The organism is Bradyrhizobium sp. AZCC 2289, from assembly GCF_036924615.1.
Lineage (GTDB): Bacteria > Pseudomonadota > Alphaproteobacteria > Rhizobiales > Xanthobacteraceae > Bradyrhizobium.
In genome coordinates this window covers 9,129,122-9,150,749 of record NZ_JAZHRY010000001.1, presented here as the reverse complement: position 1 = coordinate 9,150,749, position 21,628 = coordinate 9,129,122, and the positions used below count along the sequence as shown (strand labels likewise).

The window sequence follows — 21,628 nt, the reverse complement described above, 5'->3', positions numbered from 1 at the left end:
TTAAGCGGTCTTAAATACCGGACGCCGAAACTGGGACAATGGCATCTGTAGTCCCACCGACATCGACAGCTTCCGTTCCTGCCGCGCAACCGCAGCGGCTTTGGTTTCAATTGCAAGGCTGCGTCGACTGGTTGCTCGCCGGCCCGCTTCCGCTGCCCGACGATATCCGCAACGAGTTGCTCCAACAAAGGACGAACAAGACCAGGACGTTCGTGGTGGCCGTGCTGGCATCCTTGCTGATCGCATCGATTGCCGCCGCATTGACCGGCGCCGCATGGGCCTATGCCTGGATGCTGGCGGAGCTGGTTCTGGGCAGCACCCGAATCTACCTGATGATGAAAGCCCTCGCGCAGGCGAAAGCCGACCGACGTATCGCGCCGAACATCACGCCGATCTGGGCCGGGCTGACATCGGTCATCCTGATTTCCGCCGGCTGTTATCAATGTGTCGGATCGGGGATCTTGCCGCTGGCCTTGATGGCAGGCATCGGACTTGCGAATTTGGTCGGCGGAATTGCCTCGCGCAACGCCGGAACCCCGCGCTACGGAATTCTTCTGATTTGCATCCTCACGCTGCCCTTCGCACTGGCCACGATGCTGTCGCCGGTCCCGTTCCTGTTTCTCATCGGCTTGCAAACTCCGGTCTACACCGCCGGGATGATTTTCCTACTGCTGGAAAATCACAAGATCCTGCTCGACCTCCACCACTCCGAGCGCAACAATCGCCAGATGGCGCATCACGACCTGCTCACCGGTCTTCCGAATCGCGCTCTCAACCTCAAGCTATTCTCTGAATTGCTCGCCGGTCCGTGGCCGGAGGCGGGGTCGGCTGGCTCAAAGCTCACCGTGTTTTGCCTCGATCTCGACGGCTTCAAAGGCGTCAATGACCGGTTTGGACATGCGGCGGGCGACTCCGTTCTCGTCGCCGTGGCGGACCGTCTGCGCGCCAGCGTGCGCGACGCCGATTTCGTGTGCCGCATCGGCGGCGACGAATTTGTTATCCTGCTGCCCGACATTACCGACGGCGAAGCCGCTACCGTCGCCCGGCGCATCATCTCGCGGGTCTCGGAGCCGTTCGAGTTTGCCCCGACGGCCCGCGTCGGAGCCAGCATCGGCCTCGCGTCTGCGCCACGTGACGGGATTACCGCCGACGAATTGCTGAGCGCCGCCGACCGCGCGATGTACGAGGCCAAACGCCGCGGCAAGGGCGGTTTCGTGATCCACACTTCCGGCGTCGAATTGGTGACTCTTGCCCCCATGGCGAAGGCTCCGGCGCTGGCCTGCTAGAATCCGCCCGCCTTTTGATCCCCGCCGACCTCGGCGCCGGCGCGTGCGCGGCGCACGCTGCTAGCCAATTCTCCCGGCCGATCCTCGTGGTCGGGCTTGGCGGTCGCCAGCCGCAGCACGGCAGCGTAGTTGGGCTGCACCTCCATCCGGTCCGCGTATCGGCTTTCGCTGAGAATCCGGTGGACGCGCGGCAGGTTGTAGCAGGGCACGTAGAACAGCAGATGATGCTCAAGGTGATAATTGACGTAGTACGGCGCGATGAACAGCCGCTCCAGGAAATTCGCGTGCGTGGTGCGCGTATTGCGCAAGGGATCGGCCGAGTCTGGAACGACGGCGTGTTCGGCGATGTTGCGGATACGGGTGATGACCATCTGCCAGGTAAGCAGCGGCAAAAGCCATAACAGCGGATAGGCCCACCACACGCCGGCGGCCGCGAGGCCTGCGAAGAGCACGGCGTTGACGGCAAACTGCGGACCAAGCTTCTCGCGGAAATGCGCGGCGCGCTGCGTGATCGGCCATTCCTTCGGCCCGAGCGCATTCAACAGCTGCGCCTTGCGCTGCTGGTAGCCGGTCTGCCCGGTGATATCGCGGACGAACTTGCGGCGATAGCTCATGCCGGTGATCGGAAACGGCGCCGACAGTACGAGATCCGGATCGTCTTCCTGCTGCGTGCGCGCATGGTGCTGCAGGTGATAGCGGCGATAGGCGCGGGTCTCAGCAAAGATCGGATAGGCGCAGAACCATTGGCTTAGCGTCAGATTGACCTTCTCGTCGGCCGACAGACAGCCATGCGCGCCGTCATGCATCAGGATCGCGAGCCCGAGCTGGCGCGAGCCGATGATGCCCACCGCCAGCAGAAAGGTCAGCGGATTGGGCCACCACGCCACCAGCGCGATCGAGCCCAATATCAGCGCCCACGCATGCGCGATCAGGGCTGCGCCCTTCCACGTCACGCGCTGGCGGACGGCGATCAATTGATCCTCGTTCAGAAAGTCGCGGGCTCGCATGCGAAGCGCGGTCATGATGATCTCTCCCCGTCGGGTGAATCTGAATCGGAGGCGTCGCGGTCGCCAACGAGGCGCAGCCTGGCCGCCTCGCTTGCGGGTTTTGCCGTCGCCTGATCGCCCAGCACGCGCAGCATCTCGCCGCACATTTCCTCGGCCGAACGGCCCATCGCATGGCCCTCGACCATCACGCCGATCGCGACCGCCCAGAACCGCCGCGAACTCGCGTCGGGGTCGCGCAAGCTTTTCCAGCCGTGCCGCTCGATCTGGCCGGCATAGGCGCGCATCCCCTCGCCGTGCAGCCGCTCGATGGTGCGCTCCACCAGCGGCGCGAGATCCTGGCGGCGCCGGGTCAGCGTCAGCGCCTCGGTAAAGAAGGCAACCGAATCCGTCGCCGTTACGGTCTCGACCAGCGCACGGGTGTATTCCCGCGGCGTGTGGGCTTGCGATGCTGCCTGTTCGGCCGCGCGCGCCACGTACAGCATCTCGCGGCAGGCAGCCTCGACGAACAGCGCTTCCTTGGTCCGGAAGTAATAGGTGATCTGGCTCGGAAACGCGTCGGCCGCCGCCGCGATATCCGAGATCGAGGTTCCGGCCAGGCCACGCTCCCTGAACAGGCGGCTGGCTCCGTCGAGCAGGCGCGAGCGCATCTGGCGCCCGGCGGTACGGGTCGCGCGGGTGGCGTGCCTGGGATCGTCGGCCGGCATTTCCGCAGCGGATTGGACAGACTTGGGAGCCATTTTTCCCTCTCGTCCGTTATTTGTATGACATACAAACAAATAAATCAAGACCGGAGATTCGAAACCCTCTCTGTCCTTGCCACGGCGCTCAAAATCCTTATAAACCGCGCATCCGTGGATCCCGGCCGGGAGCTGAACGGACGGTCTCAGCAATTTCTTTGGCGATATTGATGTGGCAGGGCCAGTCGGCCCGTCGTCCCGTGCTTCCGCCTTCTGAGCATTATCGAGTCCTTTCCGAAGGTCTCGAAGGGCTTGCCGCCGGGAACCGCGCCAACACAGGAAAGGACACCCATGCCTCTTTATGAGCATGTTTTTCTCGCGCGCCAGGATGCGAGCACCCAGCAGGTTGAAGAACTGACCACCCAGATGACCGGCATCGTCGAAGGACTCGGCGGCAAGGTCGTGAAGATGGAAAACTGGGGCGTACGCTCGCTCACCTATCGCATGAACAAGAATCGCAAGGCGCATTTCGTGCTGCTGAACATCGACGCGCCGTCGGCTGCGGTCTCGGAGATCGAGCGCCAGGAGCGGATCAGCGAAGACGTTATTCGCTATCTCACCGTTCGCGTCGAAGAGCACGAGGAAGGTCCCTCGGCCATGATGCGCAAGGCCGATCGTGACCGCGAGCGCGACGATCGTGGCGGTGGTTTCCGCGGTGACCGCGATGGCGGCTTCCGTGGCGACCGCGAAGGTGGTGGTTTCCGTGGCGGCGACGGCGGCGGCTTCCGCGGCGACCGTGGCCCGCGCCGGCCACGTGACGACGAAGCAACCGCAGCGGTTGAGGAGTAAGAATCATGGCTGAAGCTGGTGCACGCCGTCCGTTTTTCCGCCGCCGCAAGACCTGCCCGTTCACGGGTCCGAATGCGCCGAAGATCGACTACAAGGATTCCAAGCTGTTGATGCGTTACGTGTCCGAGCGCGGCAAGATCGTGCCGAGCCGGATCACCGCCGTGTCCGCCAAGAAGCAGCGCGAACTCGCGCGCGCCATCAAGCGCTCGCGTTTCCTCGGTTTGCTGCCTTACGTCATTCGCTAAGCAAATACCCTGGTCCGCGGCGTACGCGCCGCGGACCAAATTCTTCATAAGGCTTCCGGGTCGTCCGGTCGCCGATGGTTGGGGTTTTGAAAAACCTCTAACCGCTCGAAAGGAGCGGGACAGCTGATGATCGCGATTCTTGTCATTGCGCTTGCGGCCGGCTCTGCGTCGGCGCTGATGTTCGCCTCGATCATCTCGGGCGCGCTGATCTCAGTCCTGCTGTTCTATCTGGCGCCGCTGCCCTTGATGGTGGCGGCGATCGGCTGGGGACCGCTGTGCGCGACCATCGGCGGCATTGCCGCGGCATCCGGCCTCGGTGCGATCTTCGGCCTGCCCTATTGCATCGCCTTCGTCGTCATGGTGGCGCTGCCGGCCTGGTGGCTCGGGCACCTCGCTTTGCTGGGACGACCTGCGCCCAGTGACGGATCGGGCAACGACGCCGCGCCGGCCACACCCGTTCTGGAATGGTACCCGATCGGCCGCATCCTGCTGTGGATCGCTGGGTTTGCTACGGTAACCACGATGGCGGCCCTGTTCACGCTCGGCAGCGACGCGGATGCGATCAGCGGCGCGCTGCAACGGGGCCTGCTGCGGATTCTAGCTCCGCGCGATGAGGCATCGTCAGGCGATATCCAACGATGGGTTGACGCTGTGGTGATCATCGCGCCGGCGGCGGCGGCCGTCGTCGCCATGATGACGCTGACGCTCAATCTCTGGCTCGCCGCCAAGATCACGGCGACCTCCGGACGGCTGCACCGGCCCTGGCCGGACCTGAAGAGCACCGCGCTGCCGCCGATGACGCTGGTTGCACTGTTGGTCGCCATCGCATTCAGTTTTGCCGGTGGATTGCCGGCGATGCTGGCGCAAATCGTCACCACGGCCCTGATGATGGCCTATGCGCTCACCGGCTTCGCGGTCCTGCACACGCTGACGCTGGCGCTGAAGGGCCGCACATTCTTGCTGAGCTGCACCTACGTCTTTGTCGTGATGTTCACCTGGCCCGTTCTGGCGATGGTCGCGCTTGGCCTCGCGGATGCGGCTTTCGGATTACGCCAACGCTACTTGCGCAGGAGGCCGCCGCCGATTCCTGCGTCGTGAATTCTACCCATCCACTCAAACTTGCACTCAAACCGAATACCATCACCTCAAAAGGAGAACGAATATGGAAGTCATTTTGCTGGAACGCGTTGCCAAGCTGGGCCAGATGGGCGAAGTCGTCCGCGTCAAGGACGGATTTGCCCGCAACTTTCTCTTGAAGCGCGGCAAGGCGCTGCGCGCCACCGCCGACAATCGCTCCAAGTTCGACGGCATGAAGGCCGAGCTCGAGGCCAACAACATCAAGGCCAAGGGCGAGGCAACCAAGGTCGCCGAGAAGATCGACGGCCGCAATGTCGTCCTGCTGCGTCAGGCCTCGGAATCCGGCCAGTTGTTCGGGTCGGTGAATGTGCGCGACATCATCGCCTCGTTCGAGGCCGACAAGGTCACCATCAGCCGCAGCCAGGTCATGCTGGACGCGCCAATCAAGACCATCGGCAAGCACAAGATCGCCATTGCCGTGCATCCGGAAGTCGAAGTCAGCGTCAGCGTCACCGTGGCGCGCAGCGCCGACGAGGCCGAGCGCATCAACCGCGGCGAGGACATCTCGACCCGTCAGGAAGACCAGGATGCCGCCGCCGAGGCGCTCAAGGCCGCCGGCGAATTCTTCGATCCGGAAGCCCAGCGCGACGACGTGCAGCCGGCGGCCGCGGCCGACGAAAAGTAAGCCTTCTCGTTACGTCTGATAGCTCAAAGCCCGGCCTTTAATCAGGCCGGGCTTTGGATTCGTGCTGCGGCTTTGTCGTCGAGCATTGCGATCGAAGCCAATGCCGTTGCGGTGTGTTTCTCGACCCCGTCGATCACGCAAAACACGTCGGCGGCGACGACCGCGACCTGACGCCCTGGCTTGATCACGCGCGCCCGGCAGATCAGGCGTTCGCCAGCCGCCGGCGACAGCAGGTTCAATTTGTATTCCGCCGTCAATGCCGGCTGGCCGCGCGACGTCGCCGCCGCGATCGTGGTCGCATTGTCGACCAGAAACGCCGTCACGCCGCCGTGGAACAGGCCGTGCTGTTGCAACAGCTCCGGCCGCCGGTCGACCGCGAGCGTACAGGTGCCACGCGCCAGTTCGGAGAGCTCGGCGCCGACATGGGTCATAAATCCCTGGCGGCCGACATTGTCGCGGATGCGGGTTGCGATCGGTGCGAAGTCGGGGTCGGTATCCACCATCATGTCGTTTCTCCAGTTATGCCGGGCGCATCGGTTGCCACCACCGCGCGGATCGCGCATGCGATCAAAATCTCGGTCTGCTCTCTCGGATCGGCGCGGTCGCGGCCCGCGAGATAGGCGCGACAGAAAATCTGCGCCGGTCCGATGATCTGGCTGAAGAACAGCACAGGCGACATCGGCAGCAATTCGCCGCGCGCGATCAGCGGCGCGCGCCATCGTTCGACGCCATCTGCAAGGCGCGAATTCTGCGCGCGTTGCGCGACGCGGATCTCTTCGCTCCATTCGCTGCGGGAAATCTCGAACAGATAGCGCGCCTCGCGCCGGTTGTTCACCACCCAGTCCAGATGCGCCTGGATCAGCCGCGCAACCCCTTCCCTTGCGCCGAGGTTTTCCCCGATCGCCGCGAGGACCGCGCCGTGGTAGCGCTGCAGAATTTCCAGAAACAAGGTGCCGGCCAGCTCCTTCTTCGATCCGAAGAAATGGAAAAAGCTGCCGTTGGACGCCCGCGCCCGGGTTCGAATCGCGGCAACGGTCGCGCCCTCAAAGCCGTCGCGGTCGAACACCGCCAATCCCGCCGCCAGCAAATCCTCGCGCGCCGTGGTCGCCATCCATGCCCTCGCCGACTAGATCAATACTCTAGAGTATTACTCTAGAGGTGGTCAAGCCCGGGCGGGCGCCGCCATGGCTATCGCGAAATCTACTGGGAGATCGGAGGTACGGGCGGTCCCGCCGGGGCGACCGGCGGCAGCGGCGGCGCCGAGGCCGTTACTGCCGGGGGCGTGGGTGGGGCTGCCGCCGGCATCGGCGAAGCAGCAGCAGCCGGCGATGGGCTCGCGGCCGGCTCGGGCGTACTGGTGCCGGTGGCCGTCGCCGCCGGGGGCGCCGGTGTGACCGGCGGAACCGGATCGGGGCGTAGGGCGGGAGGCTCGCCGCCAACGCTCTCTTTGGGCGCCTCGACCTTGGCGGTCTCGGACTTGGCGGTCTCGGACGCTTCGTCGGCCGGCTTGGCGGCCTCGGGCTTGTCGCCCTCACCCTTGGCGGTATCGCTCTTGGCGGTATCGCCCTTCGCGGATGCGTCGTCCTTCGCGGCCTCGCCCTTGGCCGGCTCTTCCATCTTCGGCGGCTCTTCGGCGCCCGGCTTGCTACGCTTGCTCAGCCTCTGCCTGGCGCCCATTTTGGGCTCGGTCGCAGCGGGGGTCTGGCCTTCCGCGGGCTCGCTCGGCCGGGCCAGCCGTTTGCGGCCGGGACGGCCGGGTTCGGCTGGCGGCGAAATTCCATCGGTGTCCGGCTTGGCAACCTCCTGCGCCGGTGCGGCCGGATGTTGCCGGCGGCCAAACCGATCGAGCTGGTCCGGCGGACCGGCGGGCCTGGCCTCCTGCGTAGGCTTGGCCTCCTGCTTGCCGTCCTTGCCCTGTTTCGGCTGATCCTTCGCCTGGTACCGGGTGTCGGTCGCGCCATTCGACACCAGGAACGAGGCCAGCACCGAGGCCATGTCGCCGCTGGTGGTGTAGTGCTGACGCAAAAAGCCCGGTAGCGACGAGGCCGGTACGGTCTTCAAGAGGCCACGGGGGCTCTTGTGGCAGGCGGTACAGGTGCCCGAGAAAATCTGGGAAGGGCTTTTGCCGGCTTCGAGATTTGTCACCTGGGCATGCGCCTCGCCCGCCACCAGACAGCCGATCAGAAGCATCACCGTCGCTAAACTGAGCGCTCGGCTCAACATCTAAAATTCTCCAGATTCGGAAATCGCTGCCCGGCGTCGCAGGGTTGCGGCGGTCACCTTTTAGCCGATTATCGCGCGAATGGAAGCACGGTTGTGACGCAACTGCGTGATTGTCACATTTTGGAATATCCGCTTTGAGTACAACGCCGTAGCGCGCAGACATCGCCACTCCTATGATCTTTTGGACGCATTGGAACCATCGGTTCCGCCGTGCGTCAGATGTAACGGCTGGTCCGCTCCATTGGTGCTTCGATGGATGGTTTGTTGCGTTATTTCCTTGGACAATTCGTTCGTCGCGGTTCGATGACCTTCACGACCGCGAACGGGACGACATTTACCTGCGGAGACGGGACCGGCCGGCCGGTGTCGGTGCGGTTCATGACCGCCCGTACGGAACGGCGGATCCTCCTCAATCCCGAACTGGCGCTCGGCGAAGCCTTCATGGACGGCACGTTCGTGGTCGAGGACGGCTCGATCGCGGACACGCTGGCGATCCTGTTCGATCAGCCCGAGATGGTGCCGCGCTGGGCGCGGCTGCAATGGTGGCTGCGCTATTTCGCGCGGCACATCAGGCAGTTCAATTGGCGCGGCCGCGCGAGGGACAATGTCGCCCATCATTATGATCTGGACGGGCGGCTCTATTCCCTGTTTCTCGACGCCGACAAGCAATATAGCTGCGCCTATTTCGAAACCCCGGATATGAGCCTTGACGATGCCCAGCTCGCCAAGAAGCGCCACCTCGCCGCCAAGCTTCTGATCGGTCGTGGTGCCCGCGTGCTCGACATCGGCTCGGGCTGGGGCGGGCTTGGTCTCTATCTGGCTGAAATGGCCGGCGCCGATGTTACCGGCATCACGCTGTCAACCGAGCAGCTGGGGGTCGCGAACGCGCGCGCGGCCGAGAAAAACCTGACGCGATCGGCCAAGTTCCTGCTTGAGGATTACCGCGACATTCCAGGCTCCTTCGACCGCATCGTGTCGGTCGGTATGTTCGAGCATGTCGGCGTCGGCTTCTACGAGACCTATTTCAGGCGATGCGCCGAGCTTCTTAGCGATGACGGTGTCATAGTGCTGCACTCGATCGGCCGTTCGACCGGCCCCGATGTGACGAGCCCCTGGGTCACCAAATACATTTTCCCCGGCGGCTACATCCCGGCCGTCTCCGAAGTCATTCCGGCGATCGAAAAAGCCGGGCTTCTGGTCTGCGACATCGAGATTCTGAGACTGCATTATGCGGAGACGCTGCAGGCCTGGCGCGAGCGCTTCATGGCGCGGCGGGAAGAAGCCGTGCGGCTCTATGACGAGCGCTTTGCGCGCATGTGGGAATTCTACTTGGCGGCGTCGGAAATGTCGTTCCGCAAGCAGAACCTGATGAATTTCCAGATCCAGCTCACCAAGCGCCAGGGCGTGGTTCCGAATACCCGCGATTACATCGCGCAGGAGGAAGCAAGGCTGCGCGGGGTCGAGCAGCGACAACAGCCGCGGCTGCAGTTAGCGGGCGAATAGCGAAGATCTCAGTTTCGCAGGCTGTAAGCGGAGCCGTAATAGCCAAAGCCGGAGGCCGGACGGGCAAGCTGCTCGCGCAGGGCGGCGAGCACGATGGGATCGCAGGGCACCGCGCGCAGTTCCGGGCGGGAAACCTCCTCCATGGCGTCGATCAACGCCGACAGCCAAAGGGTCTGCTCGGCTCCCGTTCGCCACGTCCTGAGTTGCTGCTGACCCATCGTCGTTTCCTTGCCAGACCAACTCCAACCCGGAAGTGGCCCGCCTGTTCCCATCCACCCTGCCGCGAAGAAAATTCGGCGGATGTGATCTGCTTCACATTGGCCACCGGCGGCTTGTCGTAGACCTCCGCCATGGCCGAGAAAACTTACCCAGCTTCGTTCGATCCGCAGCGCGACATCGGGACCGATTACGCCTTGATCGCCACCGGTGTGGCCGCCGCACTGATAGCGTTGATCTATCTGATCCTGATTTGATCAATCGCTAACATCGGGCCCGAAACGCCGACAGCGCTTGGATTAGGTACGTCCAAGTAGCGACAAGGTTCAGGCCGTCCTAAAATATTGCCCGACATTTTTATGATGCTCCGCGGTACTACGGCCCGCCGGTCGCCCGGTTTTGGCCAAAACCCGTCAAGGAGAATGCGCGGCCCGATCCGGGATTCACACTTCACGTTGTGTGAATCGTGCATAAGGCATGTCAGCACTTCCGCCGGGCTCGGGGGTGGCGCTTTATCGCCGCCCCGCTTGTCGGGATTCCCAACAACCGACCCGAAGCATAAAATTGTCCATGGCCCTGACTGATTCGAACGTCCTCAAGCTCGCGCCCGATCCGGGAACGCCAGCCTATCGGAGCGCACCGCACAATATCGAGGCGGAACAAAGCCTGCTGGGCGCGATCCTGGTCAATAACGACGCGTTCTATCGGGTTTCGGACTTTCTGGAGCCGAAGCACTTCTTCGAACCGATCCACCAGACCATCTACGAGACCGCCGGCAGCCTGATCCGGATGGGCAAGGTCGCGACCCCGGTCACGTTGAAGACCTTCCTGCCGGCCGATACCGATATCGGCGGCATGACGGTCGGCCAGTACCTCGCCCGCGTCGCGGCCGAAGCGACCACGATCATCAACGCACAGGATTACGGCCGCACGATCTACGACATGGCGCTGCGCCGCGACCTGATCCGGATCGGCGAGGACATGGTCAATGTCGCCTTCGACGCGCCGGTGGATTTTGCGCCGCGCGCGCAGATCGAGGATGCCGAGCGCCAGCTCTACGAACTGGCGGAATCGGGCCGTTACGACGGCGGTTTCCAGCGCTTTTCGCAGGCGCTCACGGTGGCCGTCGACATGGCGGCAAAGGCCTTTCAGCGCGACGGAAGATTGTCGGGCGTCGCTACCGGCCTGCGCGATCTCGATACCAAGATGGGCGGCCTGCAGGCGTCGGACTTGATCATCGTCGCCGGCCGTCCCGGCATGGGCAAGACCGCGCTTGCGACCAACATCGCCTACAACATCGCCAAAGCGCATCGCGCCGAGGTTCAGCCCGACGGCACCATGAAATCCGTCAACGGCGGCATCGTCGGCTTCTTCTCCTGCGAAATGTCGGCCGAACAGCTCGCCACGCGTATTCTCGCCGAGCAGACCAGCATCGCCTCCAGCATGATCCGCCGCGGCGGCATCACCGAAACCGACTTCGAGAAAATCCGCGACTATTCGATCGAGCTGCAGTCGCTGCCGCTCTATGTCGACGAAACCGGCGGCCTGTCGATTTCGCAGCTCACCGCGCGGGCACGCCGGCTGAAGCGGCAGAAGGGCCTCGATCTCATTGTGATCGACTACATCCAGCTGTTGCAGGGCTCGGGAAAGAAGGGCAACGACAACCGCGTGCAGGAAGTGACGGAGATCACCACCAACCTGAAGGCGCTGGCGAAGGAGCTCAACGTTCCGATCATTGCGCTGTCGCAGCTCTCGCGTCAGGTCGAGAACCGCGACGACAAGCGCCCGCAACTGTCCGACTTGCGTGAATCCGGTTCGATCGAACAGGACGCCGATGTCGTGATCTTCGTGTATCGCGAGGAATATTACCTTGCCAACAAGGAGCCGCGCATCGGCACGCCCGAATATGAAAAATGGCAGCTCGACATGTCGCTGGTGCACGGCAAGGCCGAAATCATCATCGGCAAGCAGCGCCACGGCCCGACCGGAACGGTGGAAGTGCAGTTCGAGGGCCAGTTCACGCGATTCAGCGATCTGGCGCCGGACGGCCATTTGCCCGACCGGATCTGAACGCGCCCGGGTTGAACCGCCCCGGCGCGGGGCGTAAAAAGCGGCATGAACATCGCCCCAGACCCGAAATCGATCCCCGAAAGCACCCTGCTCTCGCCCGAGGCTAACCGGGCCGCCGCGCTTGCCAGCGCCGTCGGCGTGCTGACCGTCGATCTCGACGCCATCGTCGCCAACTGGCGCAAGCTCGAGAAAACCGCCGTGCCGGCCGAATGCGCCGGCGTGGTGAAGGCGAACGCCTATGGTTGCGGCGCCGAACAGGTCGCGCGCGCACTGGCCGGGGCAGGCTGCAAGACGTTTTTCGTCGCCACGATCGAGGAAGCCCGCGTGGTCCGCGCCGCCGTGCCGAATGCTGCGATCTATGCGCTCAGCGGCTTCTTCCAGAATACCGGCGAGGAATACGCCAAGATCGATTGCAAGCCCGTGATCGGCGACCTCAACGAACTCGCCGAATGGGACGTGTTCTGCCGCCGCTCCGGCTGGTCGGGCGGCGCGGCCATTCATATCGACACCGGCATGAACCGGCTGGGGCTGACGATATCTGAAGCGCAAGGCATCATTCCGCGCATCAATGCCGGCGATCACGGCATCACGCTGGTCATGAGCCATTTGGCCTCCGCCGAACAGCTCAACAATCCGTTCAACGCCAGGCAGATCACGAGCTTCCGCGAGATCGCCAGCCTGTTTTCGGGCGTGCCGGCCTCGCTCTCGAATTCTTCAGGCATTTTCCTCGGCGCCCAGTTCCAGTTCGACCTGGTGCGACCGGGCGCGGCCCTCTACGGCATCAATCCGACGCCCGAGGCCGATAATCCGATGCAGCCGGTGGTCGAACTGAAGGCGCGCATCGTGCAAATCCGCAATGTCGAGAAGGGCGAGACCGTGGGTTACGGCGGCACCTGGACCGCGCGGCGGCCGACCAGGATCGCGATCGTTTCCGCCGGCTACGCCGACGGCTATTTCCGCGCCGCCAGCGCCAATGACGGTACCCGCGGCGCCGAGGTGGTGGTCGCGGGCAAGCGGTGCCCGATCGCGGGCCGCGTCTCGATGGACCTGATCGCGGTCGACGTCACCGATCTCGAGAAGAATGCCGCGCGGCGCGGTCACCTGGTGACGTTGATCGGCGACGGCATCACCGTCGACGAGCTCGCCCATCATTTCGGCACCATCGGCTATGAAGTGATGACCAGCCTCGGCCGGCGCTTTGCGCGGATGTACAAGGGCGGCAATCCGACGGCGGCGGAGCCGGTCACGGCTGCGAGTGAGCCAACACCAGCGACACCGGCCTGACGCTTTAGTCAGGTCATGAAGATCGCCACCTTCAACATCAACAATATCAATCGTCGGCTGCCGAACCTGTTGCGCTGGCTGCGCGCGGCAAAGCCCGACGTCGTGGCCTTGCAGGAACTGAAATCGACCGACGCCGAATTTCCGATTGCTGCGATCGACAAGGCCGGCTACGGCGCGGTGTGGCGCGGCCAGAAGACCTGGAACGGCGTCGCCATTCTGGCGCGCAACGCCGAGCCGGTGTTGACGCGAACCGCCCTGCCCGGCGACGCTGACGACCGTGAGGCGCGCTATATAGAAGCCGCGGTCCGCGGAATCATCGTCACCAGCCTTTATCTGCCGAACGGCAATCCGCAGCCGGGGCCGAAATTCGACCACAAGCTCGACTGGTTCAAGCGGCTGCGCGCGCACGCGACAAAATTCATCAAGCAGGACATTCCCGTCGTGCTGGCCGGCGACTACAACGTCGCTCCAACTGAACTGGATATCTATCCGACAAAATCGTGGGACAAGGACGCGCTGATCCAGCCGAAGAGCCGCGCCGCGTTCAAGGCGCTGATGGCGCAGGGCTGGACCGATTCCATCCGCACGCTGCATCCGTCACAGCCGATCTACACGTTCTGGGACTACAAGCGAAACCGCTGGCCGCGCGACGCAGGCCTTCGGCTCGATCATCTGCTGCTCAGCCCCGCGCTCGCACCACGCCTGACCAAGGCCGGCGTCGACCGCAAACTCCGCGGCGAGGAAGGCGCCAGCGATCATGCGCCAGCGTGGATCGTGTTGCGGTAGATTCTTGTCTTGACGCGTTTTCTTCACGCGAACCGGTATCCACTTCGCTGGAAAACGCTTTTGTGTCACCACAGGCTCTTGCCGTCGATCACGGCGACCTGCACCGCATCGAGATCGAAATCGTCGAACAGCCGCGCATTGACGCCGACCTTGGGATTTTCGAAGTCCGGCTTGCCGGTCGACCAGTCCGGCGATTCCGAATAGGTGCCGCAACCGCAATTGGCGCAGAAATGATGCTTGACGGTGCGGCTGCCCCAGCGATAGGTCGCGACATTATCGGGCGGCGAGGTCAGGCGGAATTGCGCCGGCGTGTAATAGGCCCACAGCGCGCCGCGTTTTGCGCACAGCGAACAGGTGCAGCGGGTCACGCCGCCCGGCGCCTCGCTGACCTCGAATTGCGTGTTGCCGCAATGGCAGCCTCCCTTGATGCTCACGATCCGCATCCTTTCCGAATGATCCGCTATCGCCGGACGTCGTAAACTGAGCCTGCTGCCAGCCTGGTGTCAGCAGCCGCTCGGCACGCGGCTGCAATCCAATCAATGGCCATTGGGTCCGGGACTCGGATAACCTCCGCCTGAAAAAAGAAGCGGAGGAGTGCGCGCCGGTCGGTGCCGGATCGCTGAGCCAATCCTTGACGCTGAAAGGGCCGTTGTGGGTTTCCTGTTCGTCCTCATCGTCGGCCTGATCGCCGGCACTATCTCAGGCATCGTCGGCACCGGATCGTCGATCATGCTGATGCCGGTGCTGGTGTATGAATATGGGCCGAAGCAGGCGGTGCCGATCATGGCGGTTGCCGCGGTGATGGCGAATTTTTCACGCATTCTCGCCTGGTGGCGCGAGGTCGACTGGCGCGCCTGCGCGGCCTATTCGGTCACCGGCATTCCGGCCGCCGCGCTTGGCGCACGCACGCTGCTGGCGCTGCCCTCGCATGCCGTCGACATCGCGATCGGCCTGTTTCTGATCGCGATGGTGCCGGTGCGGCACTGGCTCGCCCGGCATCAACTCAAAGCAAAACTCTGGCATCTGGCGATCGGGGGTGCCGCGATCGGCTATCTCACCGGCATCGTGGTGTCGACCGGCCCGCTCAGCGTGCCGCTGTTCCTGTTCTACGGGCTGACCAAGGGGGCGTTTCTTGCCACCGAAGCTGCGAGTTCGCTCGGGCTTTACCTCAGCAAATCGGTGACGTTCGAACGCTTCGGCGCGCTGACGCCGGACGTGTTCCTGAAAGGCCTGATCGCCGGCTCCTCGCTGATGGCCGGCGCCTTCATCGCCAAGCGTTTTGTGCTGCATCTCGAGCCCAATGTGTTCCGGCTGTTGATGGACGCCATCATGCTCGCGGCCGGCGTTTTGCTGCTGTGGTCGGCCGCATTTTCATAAAACTTTTCCATTACCGGCTTGCCGGCCTGGACCAACCGCCGCGATTGGCCGACCAAGGGACGCGAGTCACATCGAATTCGTAACGGGCCATGAATGATTGTCCGGCCTTTAGGCCGCATTCAAAACCGCCCAGGAGGAACACATGCCAAGGGGAATTATCGCCGCGGCCATCATTGGCCTGGTCGCGCTCGCCGCCATTTTGGGAAGCTGGTACACGGTCGATCAGACCGAGCGCGGCGTGTTGCTGCGCAACGGCGCCGTCGTCGGCACCGCGCAGCCGGGTCTTGGCTTCAAGATCCCCTTGATCGACAGCGTCGAGAAGATCAGCGTCAGGACCACGACCTATACGTGGGACAAGATGAACTCCTATTCCTACGATCAGCAGCCCGCCGACCTGAAGATCAGCGTCACCCTGCGCGCGTCGCCCGACAAGGTAGCTGACCTCTACGCCAAATTCGGCCGGCTCGACACCGCCGTCAATCAGGTCGTCAACCCCGTGGTGAACCAGCAGGTCAAGGTCGTGTTCGGCCGCTACACCGCGGTGAAAGCCATTCAGGAGCGCGGCGCGCTCAATAGCGCGATCAAGGACGCCATCACCGAGACGCTGAAATACGATTCGATGATCATCATCGAAAGCGTCCAGCTCGAAAACATCGATTTCAGCGCCAACTATCTGCACTCGATCGAGCAGCGCATGCTGGCCGAGGTCGAGGTGCAGAAGCTGCAGCAGAATGCCGAACGCGAAAAGGTGCAGGCGCAGATCACGGTGACCCAGGCCAACGCAAAGGCCAACGCCGTCCGCGCCGAGGCCCAGGCCAACGCCGACGCCACCCGGCTGAACGGCGAGGCCAAGGCTTCCAACATCAAGATCACCGGCGAAGCCGAAGCCGCCGCGATCGAAGCCCGCGCCAAGGCGCTCGGCACCAATCCGAATCTGGTCACGCTGGTGCAGGCCGAACGCTGGAACGGCGTACTGCCGACAACGATGGTGCCCGGCTCATCGGTGCCGTTCGTGTCGGTGAAGTAGCGTTCAAAGACACGGGACGATGCTGCCGGAGGTCATGATCTCCGGCGTTGTCGGTCGGCGCGCCCCCGTCTCGATACAATAGGGAGCGTTGACTCGCACGGCATCGGCGGCATACGGCATCGGACAATTGATTGTCTCGCAGCCGGATGATGGACCCGTTGATGCCCCAATCCAGACGAAAGCCGGAAGCATCCTTCTACGTCGAGCCCCGAAGCGGCGACCGCTATCCGCTGGATATTCCGCGCTGGTGCGCCGGCGGGTTAAAACCGCTGCTGATCAGCCCGCAGCCCGGCATGGCGGGCGATGAAATCGACCGCCGCTTGCGATCGCTCTGGCGATATCAGGCATCGCTGCCGCTAGAGATTTCCAAACCGATTTCGCTGGGTGAAGGCTGCACCCCGCTGGTGCAGAAGGAATGGGACGATTTCCGGCCGTTCTTCAAGTTGGAATGGTTCAACCCGACTTGCAGCTTCAAGGATCGCGGCACCACCGTGATGCTGTCGTATCTCCGGCAGCTTGGCGTCGATGCGGTGCTGGAGGATAGTTCCGGAAATGGCGGCGCATCCGTTGCGGCGTATGGTGCGGCCGGCGGAATGCGCGTCAAAATACTGGCGCCGGCCTATACCTCTCCTGCAAAGATCGCTCAGGTTCGTGCTTACGGTGCCGAGGTGCAACTCGTCGAGGGACCGCGCGAGGAGTCCGAGAAAGAGGCGATACGCCAGTCCGGTCAGATCTTCTACTCCAGCCACAACTGGCAGCCCTTCTTCCTGCAGGGGACAAAGTCGATGGCATATGAGCTTTGGGAAGATTTCAATCTCGAGGTGCCCGACAACATCATCATTCCGGTTGGCGCAGGCAGCAATCTTCTCGGTTGCCACATCGGTTTCTCAGAATTGCTCGCCGCCGGTCAGATACGGAAGCTTCCACGGCTGTTCGCAGCCCAGCCGTTCAACTGTTCTCCGCTCGACGCGAGCTTCAAGGCCGGCGTCGACACGCCGGTACAACGCGCCGTCCACAAGACCATCGCCGAGGGTACCGCAATCGCGCATCCCCTGCGGCTTCGGGAAATGATCCACGCCCTGAAAGAGACCGGTGGAGAAACGGTGGCGGTCTCCGAGGACGAGATCGTGACAGCCTTGAAGCGCCTCGCCCGGCTCGGACTGTTCGTGGAGCCCACCTCGGCTGGCACCGCGGCTGCGCTGGCAAAGCTCATCGAGCGGAAGGTCATCACCGCCCGCGAGCGCACCGTTGTGTTGATTTCGGGCACGGGCATCAAAACGGCATCCGCTATCGCCGAGCTTCTGGATCAAGGCCATCAATGACCTCCTGATCGCGGAAAGCGCCGCGTACGGAGCCGGGCTTTCCATGCTAGGAAATGCGGCGCAATCTCCGTAAACGGCGACTCACCCCTCCATGGCCAAAAGCACCCTCTCCTTTGTCTGCCAGAACTGCGGCGCGGCGTATAATCGCTGGCAGGGCAAGTGCGAGTCCTGCGGCGAGTGGAATACGCTGGCCGAGGAGGATACGACCGGCGCCACCTCGATGCCGGTCTCGATCCGCTCCAAACGCAGGGGGCGAACGTTCAAGCTGGAATCGCTGACCGGCAAGAGCCAGGACGCCCCTCGCCTGTCCTCCGGCATGGTCGAACTCGACCGCGTCACCGGCGGCGGCTTTGTGCGCGGCTCGGTGCTTTTGGTCGGCGGCGATCCCGGCATCGGCAAATCGACATTGTTGACGCAAGCCACCAGCCTGATGGCCCGCGCCGGCCATCGCGTGGTCTACATATCGGGCGAAGAGGCGGTGGCACAGGTGCGGCTGCGCGCCGAGCGGCTCGGACTTGCCGATGCGCCGGTGCAGCTCGCCGCCGAAACGTCGGTCGAGGATATCGTCTCGACGCTGTCCGAAGGCACCGTGCCGCGGCTGATCGTGATCGATTCGATCCAGACCATGTGGACCGACACGGTGGAATCAGCCCCCGGCACCGTGACGCAGGTCCGCGCCTCGGCGCAGGCGCTGATCAGGTTTGCCAAGAAATCCGGCGCTGCGATCATCCTGGTCGGCCACGTGACCAAGGACGGCCAGATCGCGGGTCCCCGCGTGGTCGAGCACATGGTCGATGCGGTGCTGTCGTTCGAGGGCGAAGGCTCGCAGCAATTCCGGATCCTGCGCGCGGTGAAGAACCGATTCGGCCCGACCGACGAGATCGGCGTTTTCGAGATGACGGGGCTGGGGCTGCGTGAAGTCTCCAACCCCTCCGAACTGTTCCTGTCGGAACGCGATCTCGGCAGTCCGGGCACGGCTGTATTTGCGGGTATCGAGGGCACCCGCCCGGTGCTGGTGGAATTGCAGGCCTTGGTCGCGCCGACCACCCTGGGCACGCCGCGCCGCGCGGTGGTGGGCTGGGATCCGAGCCGGCTGTCGATGGTGCTGGCGGTGCTGGAGGCCCATTGCGGCGTAAAACTGTCCGGCTACGACGTCTATCTGAACGTGGCGGGCGGCCTGCGGATTCAGGAGCCCGCGGCCGACCTCGCCGCGGCCGCAGCTTTGGTGTCGTCGCTGGTCAATGCGCCGCTGCCGACGGATGCGGTCTATTTTGGTGAAATCTCCCTGTCCGGCGCGGTGCGGCCGGTGGCGCAGACCTCGGCGCGGCTGAAGGAAGCCGCAAAACTCGGATTCGGCCGTGCCGTGCTCCCCGAATCGGCCCGTGGCGAGGTCGGCGGCGACGCCGGTCTCGCCCTCAATACCGTGGGCGGATTGACCAGCCTGGTCGCCGATATCGCCGCGCGCGGCAGCCCGAGAGGCGCCAAAGAGGGCTCGCGGGAGGGCGCGGCTGAGAAAAATGCCACACCGGCCCGATTCCGTCGCGAGAACGGTTAAAGCGGCGTGACGGGACCTGCCCCCGCCGCTATACATCCGGCGCGCGGGACAGCGTAATTCCGGTCTTGCCGGATGCGCCATATGACCGTCACCTAGGACGGCACCGACACGCCGATTCGCAAGGTTTTGAGAACGTACGAGCGGACCTGACCAGCCGATGCCGATAACAATACTCGACCTTGTCCTGCTCGCAGTGATGCTGATTTCGGGGCTGCTCGCGATGGTGCGCGGCTTCATGCGCGAGATTCTGTCGATCGCGGCCTGGGGCGCGGCGGCGCTGGTCACGTTGTATGCATTCTCAAAGCTGCTGCCGACCGCCAAAACTTATTTCAATAACGACACGGTCGCCTCCGTGGTCGTCGTGGCCGGCGTGTTCATCGGTACCCTGATCGTGGTGTCCATCATCACGGTGCGGATTTCCGACATGATCCTGGATTCCCGAATTGGCGCGCTCGACCGCACGCTCGGGTTCCTGTTCGGCCTCGCGCGCGGGCTTTTGATCGTCGTCGTCGCTTACCAGTTCTTCGTCTGGTTGGTTCCGGACAAATCTCGGCCCGATTGGGTCACCGGGGCGAAGTCCCGGATGGTGCTGCAGGGAACCGGGGAATGGTTAATGGCGCTCTTGCCTGACGACCCCGAGAACACCATCTTAAAGAAATTCAAGAAGAATAAACCCGAAGACGATCAAACTGACACCGAGCAGGCAGCCCCTGCATCCGGTGATGGCTACAGCAAGCCTGCGCGCGACAGCCTCAAAAAGCTGATCGAGAAACCCGCAGGCAAGTAACTCAAGGCCAAACGAGAGGCGATGGACGAGATGCAAAACCCTTCCGATCCCGCCGAGCAACTTGACCGAAACTCCGGTCCGATCGAATTGCAGGACGATCTCGAAGGCGACACGTTACGCGAGGAATGCGGCGTGTTCGGCATTTTCGGCCACCCCGAGGCCGCCGCCATCACCGCACTCGGATTGCACGCGCTCCAGCATCGCGGCCAGGAAGCCGCAGGCATCGTCTCCTTCGACGGCAGCCGTTTCCACTCGGAGCGCCGGCTCGGCCTCGTCGGCGACACCTTCTCCCGCCGCGAAGTGATCGAGCGCCTGCCGGGCAACGCCGCGGTCGGCCATGTCCGCTATTCCACCACCGGCGCCACCATCCTGCGCAACGTGCAGCCGCTGTTCGCCGAACTCAATGCCGGCGGCTTCGCGGTCGGCCACAACGGCAACCTCACCAATGGCCTGACGCTGCGCCGCGAGCTCGTCCTCCACGGCGCCATGATGCAGTCGACCACCGACACCGAAGTCATCCTGCATCTGGTCGCGCAGTCCAAGCGCAGCCGCTTCATCGACCGCTTCATCGAGGCGCTGCGCACCATCGAGGGCGCCTATTCGCTGGTGTCGCTGACCAACAAGAAACTGATCGGCGCGCGCGATCCGCTCGGCATCCGTCCTTTGGTGCTCGGCGATCTCGATGGCCATCCGATCCTGGCGTCGGAAACCTGCGCGCTCGACATGATCGGCGCAAAATATGTCCGCGACGTCGAGCCTGGCGAGATATTGGTGTTCGACGAACAGGGCGCGCACAGCCACAAGCCGTTCCCGCCCAAGCCGCCGCGGCCCTGCATCTTCGAATACATCTATTTCTCGCGGCCGGATTCCATCGTCGGCGGCCGCTCGGTCTATGAAGTCCGCAAGGCCTTCGGCGCCCAGCTCGCACGCGAAAGCCATGTCGAGGTCGACGTGGTGGTACCGGTGCCGGATTCCGGCGTCCCTGCCGCGCTCGGTTACAGCCAGCATTCCGGCGTGCCGTTCGAACTCGGTATCATCCGCAATCACTATGTCGGCCGCACCTTCATCCAGCCGACCCAGAGCGTGCGCGAACTCGGCGTCCGCATGAAGCATTCGGCCAACCGCGCCGCGATCGAGGGCAAGCGCATCATCCTGATCGACGATTCGCTGGTGCGCGGCACCACCTCGAAGAAGATCGTGCGCATGATGCGCGACGCCGGCGCCCGCGAAGTCCATTTCCGCCTCGCCTCGCCGCCGATCCTGTACCCGGATTATTACGGCATCGACCTGCCCGACCGCGGCGGCCTGTTGGCCGCGACCCACAGCCTCGAAGAAATGCGCGAGATCATCGGCGCGGATTCGCTGGCATTCCTGTCGATCGACGGCATGTACCGCGCCATGGGCGAACCCGGCCGCGATCCCGCCAATCCGAAATTCGCCGACCACTGCTTTACCGGCGCCTATCCGACCCACCTCACCGACCAGACCCAGGTCGAACCGTCACCCCGGCAGCTCTCGCTGCTGGCGGAGGCGAGCTAACTGTCGTCCCCGCGAACGCGGGGACCCATAACCCCGGGGGTCAGTTGTTCGCGCGAAATTAGACATAGACACCTTCCCCGATTACAGCCGTCACGGCGTATGGGTCCTCGCGT

At 63.6% G+C, this 21,628-nt stretch carries 23 protein-coding genes; 16 read left to right on the top strand and 7 right to left on the bottom strand.

Annotation, left to right across the window (positions count from 1 at the left end):
- Positions 1-38 precede the first annotated feature (38 nt).
- A complete protein-coding gene (locus V1289_RS42830) occupies positions 39-1,286 on the top strand; it encodes a GGDEF domain-containing protein (RefSeq protein WP_334405511.1) in 1,248 nt (415 codons plus the stop codon).
- Here V1289_RS42830 and V1289_RS42825 read toward each other — a convergent pair.
- Both V1289_RS42825 and V1289_RS42820 read right to left on the bottom strand, forming a co-directional pair.
- A complete protein-coding gene (locus V1289_RS42825; protein WP_334405509.1) occupies positions 1,283-2,308 on the bottom strand; it encodes a fatty acid desaturase family protein in 1,026 nt (341 codons plus the stop codon). The two genes, V1289_RS42830 and V1289_RS42825, sit on opposite strands and share 4 nt — an antisense overlap.
- A complete protein-coding gene (locus V1289_RS42820) occupies positions 2,305-3,030 on the bottom strand; it encodes a TetR/AcrR family transcriptional regulator C-terminal domain-containing protein (RefSeq protein ID WP_334405508.1) in 726 nt (241 codons plus the stop codon). The genes V1289_RS42825 and V1289_RS42820 overlap by 4 nt, the downstream gene beginning before the upstream one ends.
- A 291-nt stretch (positions 3,031-3,321) precedes the next feature.
- Here V1289_RS42820 and rpsF point away from each other — a divergent pair, with 291 nt between their 5' ends.
- From rpsF to rplI, 4 genes are all read left to right on the top strand, one after another.
- Complete coding sequence (gene rpsF / locus V1289_RS42815; protein WP_074277386.1) at positions 3,322-3,819, top strand: 30S ribosomal protein S6; 498 nt, start codon at positions 3,322-3,324, stop codon at positions 3,817-3,819.
- A gap of 5 nt (positions 3,820-3,824) precedes the next feature.
- Positions 3,825-4,064: a 30S ribosomal protein S18 gene (rpsR, locus tag V1289_RS42810; protein ID WP_002711478.1), complete on the top strand. Its 240-nt coding sequence runs from the start codon at positions 3,825-3,827 to the stop codon at positions 4,062-4,064.
- A 126-nt stretch (positions 4,065-4,190) separates the two neighbouring features.
- A complete protein-coding gene (locus V1289_RS42805; RefSeq protein ID WP_334405506.1) occupies positions 4,191-5,162 on the top strand; it encodes a DUF2232 domain-containing protein in 972 nt (323 codons plus the stop codon).
- 64 nt (positions 5,163-5,226) lie between these two features.
- The gene (gene rplI, locus V1289_RS42800) at positions 5,227-5,826 is read left to right on the top strand and encodes a 50S ribosomal protein L9 (protein ID WP_334405504.1); all 600 of its coding nucleotides are present in this window, start codon (positions 5,227-5,229) and stop codon (positions 5,824-5,826) included.
- Positions 5,827-5,867: 41 nt separating this feature from the next.
- Here the strand turns inward: rplI and V1289_RS42795 are convergent, their stop codons facing one another.
- The 3 genes from V1289_RS42795 to V1289_RS42785 all read right to left on the bottom strand — a co-directional run bounded on the left by V1289_RS42795 (position 5,868) and on the right by V1289_RS42785 (position 8,049).
- Positions 5,868-6,332, bottom strand: coding sequence for a PaaI family thioesterase (locus tag V1289_RS42795; protein ID WP_334405502.1), 465 nt, complete (start codon positions 6,330-6,332; stop codon positions 5,868-5,870).
- Complete coding sequence (locus V1289_RS42790; RefSeq protein ID WP_334405500.1) at positions 6,329-6,937, bottom strand: TetR/AcrR family transcriptional regulator; 609 nt, start codon at positions 6,935-6,937, stop codon at positions 6,329-6,331. Before V1289_RS42790 ends, V1289_RS42795 begins: the two co-directional genes overlap by 4 nt.
- A gap of 89 nt (positions 6,938-7,026) precedes the next feature.
- Entirely contained in the window at positions 7,027-8,049 is a 1,023-nt protein-coding gene (locus V1289_RS42785) for a hypothetical protein (RefSeq protein WP_334405499.1), read from the bottom strand.
- Between the two features lie 252 nt (positions 8,050-8,301).
- On the opposite strand from V1289_RS42785, the gene V1289_RS42780 reads away from it, so the two are divergent.
- Positions 8,302-9,552 carry a cyclopropane-fatty-acyl-phospholipid synthase family protein gene (locus V1289_RS42780; protein WP_334405498.1) on the top strand — a complete coding sequence of 417 codons (1,251 nt, stop codon included), beginning with the start codon at positions 8,302-8,304 and terminating at the stop codon, positions 9,550-9,552.
- Between the two features lie 8 nt (positions 9,553-9,560).
- On the opposite strand, the gene V1289_RS42775 is transcribed toward V1289_RS42780, so the two are convergent.
- Entirely contained in the window at positions 9,561-9,770 is a 210-nt protein-coding gene (locus tag V1289_RS42775) for a transcriptional regulator (protein WP_309184400.1), read from the bottom strand.
- Positions 9,771-9,902: 132 nt separating this feature from the next.
- Between V1289_RS42775 and V1289_RS42770 the strand changes: the two genes are divergently transcribed.
- The 4 genes from V1289_RS42770 to V1289_RS42755 all read left to right on the top strand — a co-directional run bounded on the left by V1289_RS42770 (position 9,903) and on the right by V1289_RS42755 (position 13,908).
- Positions 9,903-10,025 carry a hypothetical protein gene (locus V1289_RS42770; RefSeq protein ID WP_309184399.1) on the top strand — a complete coding sequence of 41 codons (123 nt, stop codon included), beginning with the start codon at positions 9,903-9,905 and terminating at the stop codon, positions 10,023-10,025.
- A gap of 313 nt (positions 10,026-10,338) precedes the next feature.
- Positions 10,339-11,838, top strand: a complete 1,500-nt coding sequence (locus V1289_RS42765) for a replicative DNA helicase (RefSeq protein WP_309184398.1) — start codon at positions 10,339-10,341, stop codon at positions 11,836-11,838.
- A 45-nt stretch (positions 11,839-11,883) separates the two neighbouring features.
- Positions 11,884-13,122, top strand: a complete 1,239-nt coding sequence (alr, locus tag V1289_RS42760; RefSeq protein ID WP_334405496.1) for an alanine racemase — start codon at positions 11,884-11,886, stop codon at positions 13,120-13,122.
- Positions 13,123-13,137: 15 nt separating this feature from the next.
- Positions 13,138-13,908: an exodeoxyribonuclease III gene (locus tag V1289_RS42755; protein WP_334405494.1), complete on the top strand. Its 771-nt coding sequence runs from the start codon at positions 13,138-13,140 to the stop codon at positions 13,906-13,908.
- A 65-nt stretch (positions 13,909-13,973) separates the two neighbouring features.
- Here the strand turns inward: V1289_RS42755 and V1289_RS42750 are convergent, their stop codons facing one another.
- A complete protein-coding gene (locus V1289_RS42750; protein ID WP_442896135.1) occupies positions 13,974-14,351 on the bottom strand; it encodes a GFA family protein in 378 nt (125 codons plus the stop codon).
- A gap of 208 nt (positions 14,352-14,559) precedes the next feature.
- Here V1289_RS42750 and V1289_RS42745 point away from each other — a divergent pair, with 208 nt between their 5' ends.
- The 6 genes from V1289_RS42745 (at position 14,560) to purF (ending at position 21,515) form a co-directional block, all read left to right on the top strand.
- Entirely contained in the window at positions 14,560-15,285 is a 726-nt protein-coding gene (locus V1289_RS42745; protein WP_334405490.1) for a sulfite exporter TauE/SafE family protein, read from the top strand.
- A 142-nt stretch (positions 15,286-15,427) separates the two neighbouring features.
- Positions 15,428-16,312 (top strand): prohibitin family protein, encoded by an 885-nt coding sequence (locus tag V1289_RS42740; protein ID WP_334405488.1) that lies wholly within the window; start codon positions 15,428-15,430, stop codon positions 16,310-16,312.
- Between the two features lie 161 nt (positions 16,313-16,473).
- Complete coding sequence (locus tag V1289_RS42735; RefSeq protein ID WP_334405486.1) at positions 16,474-17,634, top strand: threonine synthase; 1,161 nt, start codon at positions 16,474-16,476, stop codon at positions 17,632-17,634.
- A gap of 91 nt (positions 17,635-17,725) precedes the next feature.
- Positions 17,726-19,189, top strand: coding sequence for a DNA repair protein RadA (gene radA / locus V1289_RS42730; RefSeq protein WP_334405484.1), 1,464 nt, complete (start codon positions 17,726-17,728; stop codon positions 19,187-19,189).
- A 157-nt stretch (positions 19,190-19,346) separates the two neighbouring features.
- Positions 19,347-19,976 carry a CvpA family protein gene (locus V1289_RS42725; RefSeq protein ID WP_334405482.1) on the top strand — a complete coding sequence of 210 codons (630 nt, stop codon included), beginning with the start codon at positions 19,347-19,349 and terminating at the stop codon, positions 19,974-19,976.
- 21 nt (positions 19,977-19,997) lie between these two features.
- A complete protein-coding gene (gene purF, locus V1289_RS42720) occupies positions 19,998-21,515 on the top strand; it encodes an amidophosphoribosyltransferase (RefSeq protein ID WP_375144029.1) in 1,518 nt (505 codons plus the stop codon).
- Positions 21,516-21,628: the final 113 nt, after the last annotated feature.